This is a genomic window from Candidatus Villigracilis saccharophilus, assembly GCF_016711665.1.
Genome location: NZ_JADJSO010000035.1, coordinates 42,423 through 58,759, shown reverse-complemented (window position 1 = coordinate 58,759; position 16,337 = coordinate 42,423). Strand labels below are relative to the sequence as shown.

General features: G+C 49.3%; 17 protein-coding genes. 16 read left to right on the top strand and 1 reads right to left on the bottom strand.

Annotated features, from left to right (window positions below; translation table 11 throughout):
- Positions 1-242: 242 nt before the first annotated feature.
- From IPL17_RS12285 to IPL17_RS12275, 3 genes are all read left to right on the top strand, one after another.
- On the top strand, positions 243-404 hold the full coding sequence (locus IPL17_RS12285; RefSeq protein ID WP_345307382.1) for a hypothetical protein: 162 nt from the start codon (positions 243-245) through the stop codon (positions 402-404).
- 324 nt (positions 405-728) lie between these two features.
- The gene (locus IPL17_RS12280) at positions 729-1,061 is read left to right on the top strand and encodes a hypothetical protein (RefSeq protein WP_345307381.1); all 333 of its coding nucleotides are present in this window, start codon (positions 729-731) and stop codon (positions 1,059-1,061) included.
- Positions 1,003-1,497: a hypothetical protein gene (locus IPL17_RS12275; RefSeq protein ID WP_345307380.1), complete on the top strand. Its 495-nt coding sequence runs from the start codon at positions 1,003-1,005 to the stop codon at positions 1,495-1,497. The genes IPL17_RS12280 and IPL17_RS12275 overlap by 59 nt, the downstream gene beginning before the upstream one ends.
- 663 nt (positions 1,498-2,160) lie before the next feature.
- Here IPL17_RS12275 and IPL17_RS12270 read toward each other — a convergent pair.
- Positions 2,161-2,688 (bottom strand): hypothetical protein, encoded by a 528-nt coding sequence (locus IPL17_RS12270; protein WP_345307379.1) that lies wholly within the window; start codon positions 2,686-2,688, stop codon positions 2,161-2,163.
- A 404-nt stretch (positions 2,689-3,092) separates the two neighbouring features.
- On the opposite strand from IPL17_RS12270, the gene IPL17_RS12265 reads away from it, so the two are divergent.
- The 13 genes from IPL17_RS12265 to IPL17_RS12205 all read left to right on the top strand — a co-directional run bounded on the left by IPL17_RS12265 (position 3,093) and on the right by IPL17_RS12205 (position 16,248).
- Positions 3,093-3,455, top strand: coding sequence for a hypothetical protein (locus IPL17_RS12265; protein ID WP_345307378.1), 363 nt, complete (start codon positions 3,093-3,095; stop codon positions 3,453-3,455).
- Positions 3,456-3,759: 304 nt separating this feature from the next.
- Positions 3,760-4,068 (top strand): hypothetical protein, encoded by a 309-nt coding sequence (locus IPL17_RS12260; RefSeq protein ID WP_345307377.1) that lies wholly within the window; start codon positions 3,760-3,762, stop codon positions 4,066-4,068.
- 697 nt (positions 4,069-4,765) lie between these two features.
- Positions 4,766-5,365: a hypothetical protein gene (locus tag IPL17_RS12255; RefSeq protein WP_345307376.1), complete on the top strand. Its 600-nt coding sequence runs from the start codon at positions 4,766-4,768 to the stop codon at positions 5,363-5,365.
- A 32-nt stretch (positions 5,366-5,397) separates the two neighbouring features.
- Complete coding sequence (locus IPL17_RS12250) at positions 5,398-6,204, top strand: anthranilate synthase component I family protein (RefSeq protein ID WP_345307375.1); 807 nt, start codon at positions 5,398-5,400, stop codon at positions 6,202-6,204.
- Positions 6,205-6,284: 80 nt separating this feature from the next.
- Positions 6,285-7,340 (top strand): tryptophan--tRNA ligase, encoded by a 1,056-nt coding sequence (gene trpS / locus IPL17_RS12245; protein ID WP_345307374.1) that lies wholly within the window; start codon positions 6,285-6,287, stop codon positions 7,338-7,340.
- Positions 7,341-7,453: 113 nt separating this feature from the next.
- Positions 7,454-9,067: an anthranilate phosphoribosyltransferase gene (gene trpD, locus IPL17_RS12240; RefSeq protein WP_345307373.1), complete on the top strand. Its 1,614-nt coding sequence runs from the start codon at positions 7,454-7,456 to the stop codon at positions 9,065-9,067.
- Between the two features lie 6 nt (positions 9,068-9,073).
- On the top strand, positions 9,074-9,877 hold the full coding sequence (trpC, locus tag IPL17_RS12235; RefSeq protein ID WP_345307372.1) for an indole-3-glycerol phosphate synthase TrpC: 804 nt from the start codon (positions 9,074-9,076) through the stop codon (positions 9,875-9,877).
- 138 nt (positions 9,878-10,015) lie between these two features.
- Positions 10,016-10,567 (top strand): phosphoribosylanthranilate isomerase, encoded by a 552-nt coding sequence (locus IPL17_RS12230; protein WP_345307371.1) that lies wholly within the window; start codon positions 10,016-10,018, stop codon positions 10,565-10,567.
- Positions 10,506-10,646, top strand: coding sequence for a hypothetical protein (locus IPL17_RS12225; protein WP_345307370.1), 141 nt, complete (start codon positions 10,506-10,508; stop codon positions 10,644-10,646). The genes IPL17_RS12230 and IPL17_RS12225 overlap by 62 nt, the downstream gene beginning before the upstream one ends.
- Positions 10,647-10,699: 53 nt before the next feature.
- Positions 10,700-11,899, top strand: coding sequence for a tryptophan synthase subunit beta (gene trpB / locus IPL17_RS12220; RefSeq protein WP_345307369.1), 1,200 nt, complete (start codon positions 10,700-10,702; stop codon positions 11,897-11,899).
- Positions 11,900-11,984: 85 nt separating this feature from the next.
- Complete coding sequence (gene trpA / locus IPL17_RS12215) at positions 11,985-12,752, top strand: tryptophan synthase subunit alpha (RefSeq protein WP_345307368.1); 768 nt, start codon at positions 11,985-11,987, stop codon at positions 12,750-12,752.
- 691 nt (positions 12,753-13,443) lie between these two features.
- Complete coding sequence (locus IPL17_RS12210) at positions 13,444-15,567, top strand: multicopper oxidase domain-containing protein (RefSeq protein ID WP_345307367.1); 2,124 nt, start codon at positions 13,444-13,446, stop codon at positions 15,565-15,567.
- A 108-nt stretch (positions 15,568-15,675) separates the two neighbouring features.
- Positions 15,676-16,248 carry a hypothetical protein gene (locus IPL17_RS12205; protein ID WP_345307366.1) on the top strand — a complete coding sequence of 191 codons (573 nt, stop codon included), beginning with the start codon at positions 15,676-15,678 and terminating at the stop codon, positions 16,246-16,248.
- The last annotated feature ends 89 nt before the right edge of the window (positions 16,249-16,337 follow it).

The window sequence follows — 16,337 nt, the reverse complement described above, 5'->3', positions numbered from 1 at the left end:
TCAGTGATTTACTTTACTCTCACCTCAGCCATCCTAACCGAAAATAATCCTTTAATAATAAGGACTACAAGGACGACTACAATAAGGGAGAGGCTGAACAAAGATGGATTCATGGGCTTGTGATTTTGTCCGATTATAGGCAGAAACGGAAATAAGTCAAGGGGAAAATGTAGGTTGTTAGCGCAAAGTAGTAGAGTCACCTTTGTGCAAAGTTAAAATGTCCCCTTTTGAAGGGAGCAAAAATGGACAAAACACTAACCATGAGCACAAAAGAACTCTCGAGACTAGAAGTCATGCAACGATTGAAAGACAAACGACTGATCCAAAAAGAGGCGGCGACAGTCTTGACTGAGTATTCGGCAGATCAAACGACTATGGCAGAAATATCAAAAGCAGGATGCTAAAGGATTGATCAGTAAACGGCGCGGGAAACCTAGCAACAATCGGATCGAAGCAGGTGTCAGCCAAAAGGCCTTAGACCTGATCAAAAAGAAGTATTCTGATTTTGGACCGACGCTGGCACATGAAAAGTTGTTGGAAATTCATAAAGTACAGCTCTCGCGCGAGAGTGTGCGCAAGATGATGATCGCAGAGGGATTGTGGAAACCCAGACGTGCCAAGAAATCTGCAGTACATCAAATGCGTGAACGGCGGGCCTGTCTTGGAGAGTTGGTTCAGATCGATGGGTCAGATCATGCTGGTTCGAAACACGCGGAGAGCGGTGCACCTTGTTGGTCTTCATCGATGATGCGACCGGAAAGTTGCTGGAACTCTTGTTTGTTCATGATGAAACCTTCTTTGCCTACTGCGAAGCATCGCGTCAATATTTTGAACGATCTGGAAAACCAGTGGCTTTCTACAGTGACAAGCATGGGGTCTTTGGGGTGAACATTCAACAGCCCATTGGCGAAGGCAGGGGCATGGGCATGACGCAGTTTGGACGAGCCATGCACGAATTGGATATCCAGATCATTTGCGCCAATTCTCCTCAGGCTAAAGGGCGTGGAACGGGCCAATCAGACCTTGCAGGATCGCCTGGTGAAGGAATTACGTCTCCGTAACCTGTCCACCATCGAAGCTGGGAATCAATATCTCTCCGAATTCCGCGAAGATTTCAATCGCCGCTTTGCCGTTCCCCCGCGCAGTACCCATGATGCCCATCGCCCCCTCCTCAAAACGGAAAATCTCGATCTCATTTTGACCCGTCAAGATACCAGGCTGCTTTCCAAGAACTTGACCATCCAGTTCAACAAGATCATTTATCAGATCCAATCCGATCGCCCTGGCTATGCCCTGCGCAATGCTCAAGTTACTGTCTGTGAAAATGCTCAAGGAGTTGTCACGATCCTCTACAAAAATAAATCACTTCCTTACACCATCTTCAAAAAGCTCCCTCATCAAGCCGAGACGGTCGATTCAAAAACCTCAACCATGTCATTCACGTGCCGATCCCTCCGCCCTCTGATCATCCCTGGCGTTCCTATGGCAAGCCTTTGAACGGCAATCCTATTCAAGTGGTCCTTCCCCATGCCACAGATTCATCCTGATCAGAGATTGAGTTTTTCGCTTTCCAGCCAAAAAGCTGGGCAGAAACAAAAAGGGCAGATCCTTGCGGTCTCTGCCCAGCTTATGGCACTCGTGTCAGCGCTCAGGTCGCTCTCCAGCGTTGCCCTATCCTCTGCACAAGTTCCACCAGTCTACCATCCCTTTCTCACGCCCCTTCGTCAGGGTGACATTTCTACTTTGCAGATAAGGGGACATTTCTACTTTGCATTGACAGGGGAAAATGTAGGTTTCGGAGAAAGGGGAAAACTTCAAGCAATCTTAGCCCCAATAATCCTCGGGCAATGCATTGCAATTTGAATATTTTCTAATAAATAATAAAGATTATTAAAAACAAAACAACTATAGGGATAAAAATTCCTGCGGCCCATTCCCACTTTTGAGGGCCGGAAATTTTTCTGTAAACCAACACAACTGGGGTAACAATAACAAGATACAAAACCCATAATATCAGTGTTTCAAAAAATACATATAAAATATCATCAGCAGATCCAAAAGATGTCGATGACAAATTTGGACTTGACGAATTAGGTCGTATATTTATTACCAATTTGACGATAACACTAGTAACAAGTCCAGCGAAAAAGGAATAAATACTTAACCAACTAATTTATACCCGTTTTGTCTTGCTTGTTCAATTATTCGATTCTTCCAAGGCAAAACCTTTTCATTAAACATATCTTTTCCTAAAACAGCAGTATACAGAATGTCTGGTGAGAGGTAAGCGTCAAAATCAACTTCTGAGACTATACTATATCCTGCAGAAACAAAGTTGTATTGTCGAATATCCAGAATGACAGTATGAGCAGGCAAATTCTTATAACTTCCAAGATAACGGCTATTGCCAGTCTCATATTGATAGTACTCAAAAACATAACCATAATTTTCAAGTTCTTTCACGGCTTTATCTGCAGTATTACCAAAAAGGTTTAATCGAACAGGCGATGTAGGTATAGGTTCAAGAGTCAAGGTGGGAACTGGGCTTGGAATTACAGTAATCAACACTGGCGTATTAGTCGGCAGAGCCGTTAAAGTTCCCAATACAGCTACATCAATTTTTTGTGGATTAGATGAGCAACTTGTGTTGAAGATTAATATTAATAATAATAAAAATTTTCTCCACATAGCTAATCTCCTTTGAAACAATACTTCGTGTCATCTAAAACGATTTTCGTGATTGTATCACTGTAATCAACCGTGACTTCTTTATCGAATGCCATACTTGTATTCAGCGCAAGTATGGCATTATATGAGAAAAGCAAGCTATTTCCCCGCACTATTATCTTTCAAGACGAGCATAATAACCTTGGCGGGATCATCAAGGAATTCATCTCTTACCTTGTTTTGAGCCTCCATTAGATCTGCTGCTGTGCAGGACATTTCCCAATCCGCTTTATTTTCCCTGTATATGATAAATAGTATAAGCGAACTTTCGAGTTCTCAGATCGTTCAACAGGAAAAGCAGATTACATCACGAGATCATCTATATCCACGTGCGGTATACTGGCAAAAACAAATTTGGAGTTTCCATGAGCAAAATGACCACAGAAAAATATCTCGTCCGCGCGTTACTTGACGACGGCGCAATGTCAAGATCACTTTTTGAAGAGGAATTACAGGATCAAATTGATGAGTTCCTGAGATCCAAACAGGAAGATCAGGATGATTATTTCTTCGCCATTACCGAGCGGGACAATCAGGTTGCCATGCTTTTGATCGACAGGGATGATAAAGTCCATGCCAACGAGGAAGCCCGTACCATGTTAAAGACATTTTGGCAGAAGTCAGTTTATGAAGACAATATCCTGGTACTGCTCCCGCAAATGGTGGATGAGTTGAATGAAGGTTACTACTTTGTGACAGGGGTAAAAGCCCAAAGAGCGGCGGAGTAAGATACCAGACCTGACAGGTCTTTCCATACCGCAGATATGTGACTCGCAACGCAAGCCTTTCGTGAAGATATAGTGACCTTGCTATCCATTATTTCGGCGGACTAAAGTCCTGCCTCAGTTCGTGGAAGTCCGCTAAAGCGGACTCATTGGTTAACCCGAAGGGTTTCCATGTACTGAGCTAGGGATTTATCCCGACGCGTTCCCCTCGCGCGGACATGCGACTCGCAGCGCAGGACTTTCGTGAAGACATGCCGGATTCTACCTTGCCCCTGCAACGCGATAATTTTGTTGTATACTAATTTCTATGGATAAAGACCCATTAGAGACTTGGCGCAATTTCCTGGACCCTGAAGTTTTGAGACCTAATTTAATGTTAGCTTCAATTTACATTGCTACTTATGAAATTCCAAAGGACTCAATAATACGTCGATTAAGAGAGCTGTTTGTTAGGGGTTTTGATGAAACAGGCGAGTTGATTGGCCTGGACTATAAAATAGAAGTTCTTGATAAAAATAAAAGCCCACTCTATGCCTCGCTTGAGTGGCTGAAAAAGTATAGGGTGCAATTACTTAAGATGACATCACTATATTTAATTGATGAAAACGCATCGTAATAAAGCCAAGTGAATGTGTTATCCGAAGGATTGCCGTCCGATTTTTCAGATCGCTTTAATGAAATGGTATCTCTATTGAGTAAGATTGAAAGATGGTGGATTGTTAACTATGAAATACCTTTAAATCCAAAACTCGCTGCAGAAGAAATAGTTGAAAGTGAAATAGTGCCTGGGCCACCGAAAAATCAAATTTTTATATTAATGAGTTTAGGAAGAATTTTCCCAAGCCTATTTCTCCCTCTTGACACATCCCCATCTCCGTCATAGAATACCGCCCAATAATATACACAAAGCACTGACGAGGACGAGTACACTTCAAAGCGATTACCAGAGAGCCGAGCAGAAGTTCTGAAAGCGAGGCAAAAGCGCAGAAGTCGAATGGCCCTCCGAGTTGAGAGGACGAAAGCAAAGCAAGTAGTCCAATTCGGGAACTCCCGTTACAGAGTAAGGGTATAAGCCGTAAGGCCGTACCTGACAAAGTGAAGCTGGCTTCTTGATCTCTGTTGCTCACAACAGAGATTTTTTGTTAAGACACTTCAAGCCTGGGTGGCACCACGGGAGTCCTCTCTCGTCCCTTATGGACGGAGAGGATTTTTTTAAACCCAAAACCAATCCGCAGATTTCACGGATTACGCAGATTGATTTTTAAGAATCTGTCAAATCTGCACAATCTGCGGATAAAAATAAAGGAGTCAATATGCTGCTTGAATCAACCACAGTCCAAACCATCATCCGCGAGGTCTCTGCCGACCTTGAAACCCCCGTCAGCTTGTATCTCAAACTGCGCGGCGACGGCGCGTCCTTTTTATTGGAATCCGTCGAAGGCGGCGAACGCATTGCGCGCTATTCGTTTATCGGTGTCCAACCCAGAGCGGAATATATTCTGCGCGACGGTCAGGTCGAGGTCAAAGAGAACGGCGAAACACGCACCGTCCAACTCGACCACGATGACCCGACCATCTTTTTGCAAAATGAAATGAGCCGCTTTCCCGCTGTCCACTTGCCGAACGCGCCGCGCTTCACGGGTGGGTTGGTGGGCTATCTCGGGTATGAATCTGTCCGTTATTTTGAACCAACTCTCAGTGAGAAAATGAACCGCGCTCAAATTCCCGATGGAATGTATTTGCTCGCCGATACCATCGTCGCATTCGATCACGCGCGCCGCACCATCTTCCTCATCGCAAATGTTTTGGATGGAAACGCCGAAGCCGCCAATCAAAAACTGGACGCCATCGCCGAGCGCATTCATCAGCCTTTGCCCGCCGCGCAAAAATTGAAGTCGAGCCGTCTGAGATAAAATCGAATCTCACGCGCGAAAAATTTGAAGACATGGTGCTTGCCGCCAAAGAGCACATCGTCGCTGGCGATATTTTTCAGGTTGTGCTTTCGCAGCGTTTCAGCCGCGAAACCAACGTTGAGCCTTTCGATGTCTATCGCGCCGTGCGCCGCCTCAACCCTTCGCCGTACATGTTCTTTTTTGATTTCGGACTCGTGGACGATGAACCGCTTTACATTGTTGGATCGTCGCCCGAGATGTTTGTGCGTTTGGAAGGAAGAACCGCTTCACTCCGACCGATCGCTGGGACGCGCCCCCGAGGAGCAGACGCCAACGCTGACGCATCGCTTGCCAAAGACCTGCTCGCCGATCCGAAGGAACGCGCGGAGCATGTGATGTTGGTTGATTTAGGTCGTAATGATTTAGGCCGCGTCTGCGAATATGGCACGATCAAAGTTTCTGATTTCTTCACCGTTGAAAAATATTCACACGTCATGCACATCGTCTCGCACGTCGAAGGGACTCTGCGCCCCGAGTTGACCGCTTTCGATTTAGTGAGAGCCGCCTTCCCCGCAGGGACAGTCAGCGGCGCGCCGAAAGTCCGCGCGATGGAAATCATCGCTGAATTGGAATCAGACGCACGCAACGCCTACGCAGGCATGATCGGCTACTTCGGCTTCGACGGCGCCATGGACACCTGCCTCGCCATCCGCACCATGGTCGGGCGCGGCAACACCGTCAGCGTGCAAGCAGGCGCAGGCATCGTCGCGGATTCAGACCCGTCCACCGAGTTTCAAGAGACGGTGAATAAGGCGAGCGCGATGTTGAGAGCGATAGACGCGGCGGAATCGAACAGTTAACAGTGGACAGTGGGTAGTGGTCAGTTTTACTACCCACCACACACTACCCACTTCCCACTAATTAGAAAGGAAACTACCCCATGCCAAACACCAAACCCCGCCTTCTCACTGGTGACCGCCCCACAGGCCGCCTGCACCTCGGTCATTATGTCGGCTCGCTTCGCAATCGTGTGCGCCTGCAGCATCAATATGATTCCTTCTTCATCATTGCTGATTTGCACACGATGACCACCAAGCCCGAGCCGCAGTACATCAAAGAAATCCCAACCTACATCCGCGAGATCGTTCTGGATTATCTCGCCGTTGGCATTGACCCGAACGTCAGCACCATCTTTGTGCAATCTGCAATTCCAGAAACCTACGAAATGAATCTGCTCTTTGAAATGCTGGTCACCGTTCCGCGCCTCGAACGCATGCCCACCCTCAAAGACATGGCACGCGACGCCAACATCGACTCCATGCCATTTGGTTTGCTCGGCTATCCCGTCCTGCAAGCCGTGGACATTTTATTGCCGCGCGCGAATGTTGTCCCCGTTGGACGTGACAACCAATCCCATGTGGAACTCGCCCGCGAAATGGCACGCAAGTTCAATAACTTGTACGGCAAAGAGATCTTCCCCGAACCAGAATCCATTATCGGTGACGGTGCCTTGCTCGTCGGCACAGATGGACAGAACAAAATGTCCAAGTCGCTGAACAATGCCATCTATTTATCCGATGACGCCAAGACCGTCGAAGAAAAAGTCAAAGGCATGTACACCGATCCCAAACGCCTGCGCGCCACTGACCCAGGCACCGTGGAAGGCAATCCCGTCTTCATCTATCACGACGCGTTCAATCCCTCCTACGCCGAAGTGGACGACCTCAAAGAACGCTATCGCAAGGGACAGGTCGGCGATGTGGAAGTCAAGGAAAAACTTGCCAAAGCCATCAACGCCTTCCTCGAACCCATCCGCGAAAAACGCGCGTATTATCTTGCGCATCCCACCATCCCGCGCGATGTCCTCGCCAACGGAATCCGCCGCATGCAAACCGAAGCCAAAGAGACCATGACCCTCGTCCGCGATGTGACTGGCTTATCGTATTCATTGGATTTGTTTGCAGATGAGGTTGATATTTTCGGAAATGAAGAATGATATGTCGTTGCGAGGAGGGTGCTCTTCCCGACGAAGCAACCTCCTCATAATTGGAGATTGCTTCGGGCAAAGAACAAGAACGCCCTCGCAACGACATGGAAACGGAGAAACACATGTTAGCCCTTATCGATAACTACGACTCCTTCACCTACAACCTCGTCCAATACCTCGGCGAACTCGGCGCGGATATTCGCGTCTTTCGCAACGACCAAATTTCATTGAACGAGTTGATCGCGCTCAAGCCTGACCATCTCGTCATCTCCCCAGGCCCAGGCGAACCCATCAAAGATGGTGGCGTTTCCCCAGAAGCCATCAAACATTTCACAGGCAAAATTCCCGTACTTGGCGTCTGCCTCGGACATCAATGTCTCGGCGCAGTCTACGGCGGTAAAGTGGATCGCGCTCCGCGTCTCATGCACGGTAAGACTTCCCCCGTCACTCACAACGGACAGGGCGTCTTCAAAGATATTCCCTCGCCGTTTGAAGCCATGCGCTATCACTCGCTCGTCGTTTACGAACCCATCCCATCCGAACTAGAAATTGTCGCGCAAACATCCGAAGGCGAGATCATGGCGCTCAAACATCGTCAGCATCCAACCTACGGCGTGCAGTTTCATCCCGAGTCCATTCTCACCGAGCATGGCAAACAACTGCTCAAAAATTTTCTCGATATCAAGATCGCCCCGCCCGCACCTGCGGAGCCGTCCATGCTCAAGCCGTTCATCGCCAAGACGATTAATCGCACCGACCTCACCGTCGAAGAGGCCGAAGAAGCGATGAACGTCATCATGACGGGGCAAGCCACGCCCGCGCAGGTCAGCGCGTATCTGGTCTCGCTCCGCATGAAAGGGGAGACCATCCCCGAGATCACAGGCTCCGTCCGCGCCATGCGTGCCAACGCTGTCAAAGTGAAACTCGCCAATCCCGATGAACGCATTTACGACATCGTCGGCACAGGCGGTGACGGCGCTCACACCTTCAACATTTCCACTGCCGCCGCATTTGTGCTCGCGGGTACGGGACGCAAAGTTGCCAAACACGGCAACCGCGCCGCGTCATCGCATTGCGGTTCTGCCGATGTCCTCTCCGCTCTCGGCGTCAGCCTCGACCTCACACCTGATCAGATCGCCCACGCCATCGACAACATCGGCATCGGTTTTATGTTCGCCGCCAAATTCCACCCCGCCATGAAGCACGCCATCGGCCCGCGCAAAGAGATCGGTCAGCGCACCATTTTCAATGTCCTTGGCCCGCTCACCAATCCCGCAGGCGCGAATATTCAACTCACGGGCGTTTATGCCGCCGCGCTCACCGAGCCGCTCGCCAACGTCCTCAAAGAACTCGGCTCCCGCGCCGCGCTGATCATCTACGGCGCAGGCGGCACCGACGAACTCAACACCACGGGCGTCAATCGCATCAGTCATCTCAAAGATGGCGCGGTCAACACCTATGATCTTGATCCCGCCGAATTCGGTTTCGCCCTCGCCACCATGGAAGACCTGCGCGGCGGCACACCCGATGAATCCGCGGCGATGATGAGAGATCTTCTCTCTGGCAAACTCAAAGGCGCACGCCGCGACTCTGTCCTGCTCAACGCCGCTGGCGCTCTCGCCGCTGAAACTGGCGATTTCAAGTCTGCACTTGTGGAAGTCACCGCCGCCCTCGATAACGGCTCTGCCCTCGCCAAACTCAACGCCCTTGTTGAATACTCAAAATCCGTTTCCTAATCCGTTATGAACATACTCGAAAAAATCATCGCTCAAAAGAAACTGGAAATTGCGGCGCTCGACGCTGTCACATTACGCCGCGCCGCGGAGCAGAGTCCTGCACCCAGAGATTTTCTCGCCGCCATCAAGCGCCGCAGCTTCAGACCCCGCCCGAGCCTGATCGCTGAACTAAAGCGAGCCTCTCCCTCCAAAGGGATTCTTGCCCCGCACCTTGACCTCTTCCAAGTCGCCGACATCTACACCCAAAACGGAGCCGCCGCCATCAGCGTCCTCACCGACGAAAAATTCTTCATGGGCAAACTCGAAACCTTGCGCGAACTCCGCGCTCGTAACCTGACACCTGACACCTCGCACGTGACACCTCTTTTACGCAAAGACTTCACCATCGACGAGACCCAAATCTACGAAGCCCGAGCCAACGGCGCCGACGCCATCCTCCTCATCGCCGCCGCACTCCCCGACGACAAACACTTCGCCGACCTGCACGCCTGCGCACTCAGTTTGGGATTGACCGCCCTAGTCGAAGTCCACGACGAAGCAGAAACCGAGCGTGCCCTGAAATTGAAAGATGTAAAACTCATCGGCATCAACAACCGTAACCTTGCCACCTTCGAAGTTTCACTTGAAACAACAGAAAGAATCCGCCCGATGATTTCAAGTGATATTGCTGTGGTTGCCGAGTCAGGTATTTTCACCGCAAGTGATGTGGAGCGATTATCAAATATAAATATTGATGCAATTCTAGTAGGAGAGGCGTTGATTACATCCGATGATATTCCCGCGAAAGTTAGGGAGTTGTCAGGAATGTAATATGTCGTTGCGAGGAGGGTGCTTTTCCCGACGAAGCAATCTTCTATTAAGTGGAGGTTGCTTCGGGCAAAGAACACACCTGCCCTGGCGGGCGGTGCCAGGGAGAGCGCCCTCGCAACGACATGGTTAAGAGAGATTATGACCAAAATAAAAATCTGCGGAATCAAAACATTGAATGATGCCCTCGCTGCCATTGACGCAGGCACGGATTATCTTGGATTTAACTTTTATTCAAAAGGTGTGCGTTTTATTGAGAAGGAAGTTTGCGCAGAAATTACTTCGGTTTTGAAACGCGAACATCCGAAAATAAAACTTGTTGGCGTATTCGTGAATTCATCTGTGGATGAAGTGAAGAATATCCTGGATACTTGTTCACTCGATCTGGCTCAACTCCACGGTGATGAAACGCCAGAGATATTTGCTCAACTTGTTCCTCATGCCTTCAAAGCCTTTCGTGGAGTACCAACTGATATTACGGGTTATGAACACAAAGATGGCCCTGCATTTTTAGTGGATGCGGCGGTCAAGGGCATGTACGGCGGAAGCGGAGTCACAGCGGATTGGTCTGCTGCGGCGGAGTTGGCGAAGAAATATCCGCTGCTACTGGCAGGTGGATTGACTCCAGAGAATGTTGCGGACGCAGTGCGGCAGAGTCAACCCCTGGGGCGTGGACGTTGCCTCCGGAGTTGAATCAGCCCCGGGTGAGAAAGATGCGGCGAAGATGAAAAAGTTTGTGAATACGGTTAGAGCGGAGTCCAAAGTCTCCTGACTTTGGCGTAAAAACTCCAATGACAGTAGTCGTTGGAGTCCTGGAGAAAATTTATGACAACATTATTACCCTCAAAATTTGGTCCGTATGGCGGACAGTTCGTGCCTGAAACATTGATGCCTGCCCTGATCGAGTTGGAGCAGGCCTTTGTAGACGCGCAAAAAGACCCGGCCTTCAGGCGAGAGTACGAAGGCTTGCTGGCGTCGTTCGTGGGCAGACCCACGCCGTTGACCTATGCCAAAAGATTATCGGAACAATTAGGCGGCGCGCAAATATATTTGAAGCGCGAAGATTTGGCGCATACGGGCGCACACAAAATCAATAACGCGCTGGGGCAGGCATTGCTTGTCAAGCGGATGGGGAAGAAGCGCGTCGTGGCCGAGACTGGGGCAGGGCAGCACGGCGTGGCATCTGCCACCGCTGCGGCATTGCTCGGACTCGAGTGCGTGGTGTACATGGGCTCCGTGGACATTGCGCGGCAGGAACCGAATGTCTTCCGCATGAAATTGCTTGGCGCGGAAGTACGCCCTGTTGAGTCAGGCACGAAGACTTTGAAAGACGCCATCAACGAAGCCATCCGCGATTGGGTGACGAATGTGAGGGATACGCATTATCTGCTTGGCTCGGCGCTGGGACCGCACCCATACCCAACCATCGTGCGCGAGTTTCAATCGGTGATCGGCATTGAAGCACGCGAACAAATGCTGCGCGATGCGGGGCGTTTGCCTGATACGGTGATTGCCTGTGTGGGTGGCGGGTCAAACGCCATCGGCGTTTTCAGTGGATTTGTAAAAGATGAACACGTTGAGTTGATTGGCGTTGAAGCAGGTGGAAGCGGCATTGCTTCTGGCAAACACGCCGCTCGTTTTGGCGATGCGACTAAAGCGAGAGTCGGCGTGATTCATGGAACAAGAACTTATGTTTTGCAAGATGAAGATGGACAAATTGCTGAGACTCATTCGGTTTCTGCAGGCCTGGATTACGCAGCCGTTGGCCCCGAGCATGCCATGATGCGAGATAGTGAACGCGCGTTTTACACATCCGCAACGGATGCGGAAGCATTAAGCGCTTTCCAAACCTTGTGCCACACTGAAGGAATCATCCCCGCGCTTGAGTCGTCTCATGCTGTGGCGGAGGTCATCAAGCGCGCGCCGAAGATGGGGAAGGATCAGGTGATCCTGGTCAATCTTTCAGGGCGAGGGGATAAGGATTTGAATACTGTAATCAAGGAATTGGGCGATAAATTCAATTAAACCGCTAAGAGCGCAAAGAACGCGAAGAAGACCAAAGATTTTTCTTGGTGCACTTAGCGTGCTTTGCGGTTCAAAAGGAATCACAATGACTAGAATCGAAAATGCGTTCAAAAACAAACCGATCTTCATGCCCTACTTCCCCTTGGGTTACCCTGACTTGGAAACATCCATTGATGTGATCGAAGCGCTTGCCAACAACGGCGCGGACTTGATCGAAGTAGGACTGTCCTTCTCTGATCCGCTGGCCGATGGACCTGTGATTCAGCAGGCTACGCAGGTTGCATTGGAAAAGGGAATTACGGTCAAGAAGTCACTCGCGGCAATTGCGGAGTTGCGCAAGCGTGGCGTGACCATTCCATTTATTTTGATGGGCTATTTCAATCCCATGCTGGCGTATGGATTGGAGAAATTTGTCCACGATGCGCGCGAAGCGGGCGCGGATGGATTTATCATCCCTGACCTTCCATTGGAAGAAGCGGAGGAGTTTCAAGCCTTGGTGGGGGATATGCCATTGATCCAAATGCTTGCACCCACTTCACCGAATGAACGGATGGAATCCATTGCACGGAATGCGAAGGGATTTATTTATCTTGTCTCGGTTACGGGTGTGACAGGTGCGCGTACCGCTATTTCAGACGACCTCGGCGATTTGATTCAACGTGTGCGGGAACATACGTCCGCGCCTGTGTGCGTGGGATTTGGTATCGGCACGACTGAGCAAGCCAAGCAGGTTGGTCAACTCGCGGATGGAGTCATTGTTGGGTCGGCGTGTGTGAAATTGATCGGGAGTAGTGAAAAGCCTGTAGAAATAGCGAAACAGTTTGCTAAAAGATTTTCAAAAGCTATAAAATAAAAACATTGTTGTATACTTTGAATTGGAGTGTATCTTTTAAAGGCAAGGAAGCATCCAACGCCTAACTGAAGCTAAGGGTGTAATAGTGGTTCGAGTCCGCTTGCACTCCAATTATTATTGAAGTTGGCGCACTGGCAGATGGCGTCATTGTCAGGTCAGTGTGTGTGAAGACAATTAGGAGTAGTGAAACGCCGGTTAAAGCGGCGAGGGATTTTGTGAAAGCATTAGCGCGATAATCTACCGGTATTATGAGTAATCTCAATCGTCTTCCTCTGCTCGAAGTTGCTTGTGACCCAACAACCATAGGATCATTCTTGGTCTGCACCGCTTTTCTTACCAATAATAATCGTTCGCCACTTACCGCCAAATCCTGAAAGACGCGCTTATAGGGATGGTATATTAGTGCGTAAAATTTCCATCTGTTTTGCCATAGCTTTTATAAAAGACTTCTCTTTGTTTTATTTTTCAGCAGTCATCAATCCTGCTGCTGATACAAAATCAAAGCAGGGGCGTACATGTTTGAACCCTCAAACATGAATGGGGAAATATAGACCTTGGTCCATATTTTTTATAGACCATAGCCCATTTCATGCCAATATACATTCTTATATTATAGACTTGTGTAGATGTATACGATTATCAAATAGACCCTTCTTCTGGCCGCCAATAATCCAAAATAAGGAGTGCTCACGTGTCTAATAATACAGATGACAATATCAAGTTTTCCCGTCGGGATTTTTTGAAGCTGGGTATTGCTGGCGCAGCGGCGACGACCCTGGCTGGCTCGAAATTGCTCAATGCGATTTCCACAGCCGGAGCAGGTGGTCCTTACACCGAGGTTTATCCGGTCAGCCCGTTGATCCTCTCTCCATTTGTAGATGAACTGCCAATTCCGAAAGCCCTGGCACCCGTGCCGAAGTCTGATGTCGATCTTTGGAGAAACCCACCTGGATCAGGCTTCGGCCAGCAAAACAGTTTTGGTAATGAAGCCCATCAGATCTGGCCGAGCAAGATCGGGTATCCCGATCCGCTGGTCTACAAGATTGATCTTCAGGTGAATACCCACAGCTTCACTACCTCCCAGGTATTGCCAATTGATGATAACGGCAGACCGGCAATTTCGTTCGATGCCTCAGGCAATCTCTATCCGGAAGGCACTGTCAGATCTCTGCCCGCCAGTACGATCTACGGTTTCAATGGTACGTTCCCAGGTTCGCGGATCAACGCCGAGTATGGCAAGCCTGTCCTCGTCCGCTTCGTTAACCGCTTGAATGAGAATCCTGAGAACCTGGATCGTCAGGATTTTGGCGCCCCGGATTGGTCATTCCTCACTCACTTGCACAATGCTCACACCGCACCGGAAAGCGATGGCAACCCGAACTACACCATGAGGAAGAATATCGGGCATGGCTATGAGCCTGAAACCTGGGTTGATAATCTATACCTCAATTGGCCTGCCGGCGGTGACGACCGCGAGAAGCAATCATTTCTTTGGTTCCATGATCATCGTATGGATCATACCGGGGATAATGTCTACAAGGGTTTGGTTGGTCTTTACCCGATCTATGATCCCAAGAACAACATGGATATGGGGGACGAGACGAAAGGTCTGCGTCTGCCCGGTGTACGAACAAATAACGTGGATGGATCCTTTGATGTTGCATACGATATCCCGCTTGCCATATATGATTGCAGGCTGGATGATGGCGTTACTTTACATAACGATATCCACGATTCCGAATACCCAACTGAAAACCCCATAAACCATCCGGAGTGGTGGGGAAAAACTTTCTACAAGCATTTTGTCAATCATGGATTTGTCGGAGATATTTTTACAATCAACGGGACTGCCAATCCGGTGCTTGAAGTCAAGCGCCGCAAGTATCGCATGCGTTTCCTATGTGCCTCGATTGCGCGAATTTATGAATTCAAGTTGATGGCTTCATCTGATGGACCCCAGTCAGCGGCCTCACTTGGCTATGGCGGCGATGAACTTCAGGGACAATACCGCATTTTGGATGGCGAACAATGTATGAAGTTCACCCAGATCGCGACTGATGGAGGCTTGATCCCGTTCCCGATCATCCGTGATTCTTTTGAGCTTTGGCCCGGGAAACGCCGCGAGTTTATCATTGACTTTACCCGTTACATGGACGGCACGCCCACCAAGAAGGGTGATGTGATCTATCTGACGAACGTGATGAAAATGACTGATGGGCGCAAGCCGGATGCTTCTACCCGCTCCTCGCTCGATCCAGAATACAAAATCCCGGTCCTGAAGATCGTGATCGGTGACGATGCGCCGGATAACAGTCTGATTCCCACCAAGTTGCGCGAACTGCCTGCGCTGCCTAAAGTGGATTGGAAGAGGATGATGGATAACCGCAAGATCTTCGAAACCCAGCGCGGTAGTTTTGGGGCAGAGTCGGAATGGCTGATCAACGGCATGCCTTTTGACCCAGCTGTCGTAGCGCGGAGTCTCAAGAATCCTGCCGGCAAGAAACCGCTCGCCCAACAAAAAGTGGGAAGTTATGATATCTGGGAATTCCGCAACGGCGGCGGAGGCTGGGTCCACCCGATGCATCTTCACTTGGAAGAGCACCGCGTTCTCATGCGTAACGGGAAGGCTGTTCCCCCGACCAGGCCGGGAATCCCGGACGATGTTTCCAAGGAAGATGTGATTGCTCTGGATCCCGGCGAGTCTGTGCTCATTGGAGTCCATTTCCGGGATTTCGTCGGCCCGTATGTGGCGCACTGTCACCAGCTTGCACACGAAGATCACGCCATGATGTTGGCCTGGGAGACCATCCCATAGATCAACATTAACAGTATGGGTTTGCCTTATCCAAAAAATAAGGCAGACCCAGATTAACCATTAACGATTTGCTGAAATGTATTTTTTATTGGACTGGGATGCCAGAATATGATACTTAATACTTTAACGAAGAAGTCTGTACTTGCTATTTTTATTGCCTGCGGCGGAGTTATATGGCTCAATGAATGGCATCAATATGGATATAGCTCGACGGAGCTTATTTTTCCATCTGTCTCAAGCTGGCTGCGTGATTCTATGATCGTTCTGATCCCGGTCCTGCTGGCAGTTTGGTTTGGCCTGAGGCTTGCCCAATGGATTATTGATCGAATCGATCACAAACTGTCTCCTTCAACACAAGCCATTTTAGCGGCGACTCTCCTGGGAGGTGCGACTTCCCTGGCCTTCCTGTTAATAGAAAACAATCAAATTATTTTGACGGGGATCAGTACTGAATTGGCATTCATTGTAAGCATTTGCCGTAATCTATATTCCGACGGCAACTTTTTGCTTAGCGCTTTGCTATGGGCTTTTCCTGGTTATTTAGCAACTCGATATCACATTCTATTGCAGGATGGATTTTACTTGGCGCTGGTTAACATGACGATTACAATTTTTCTAATGTTTATCCTGGAAGGAGTTGCAGGAGTCGGTAATTCCAGGAATCACAAAAAGCGCGTTTGAAAATGGTTGGGAGTTAGTGAAATGCCTGTTAAAATCGCGAAGCAGTTTTCGGCGGAGTTTCGAGGCGCATTGAAAAAGGAATCAAAAAA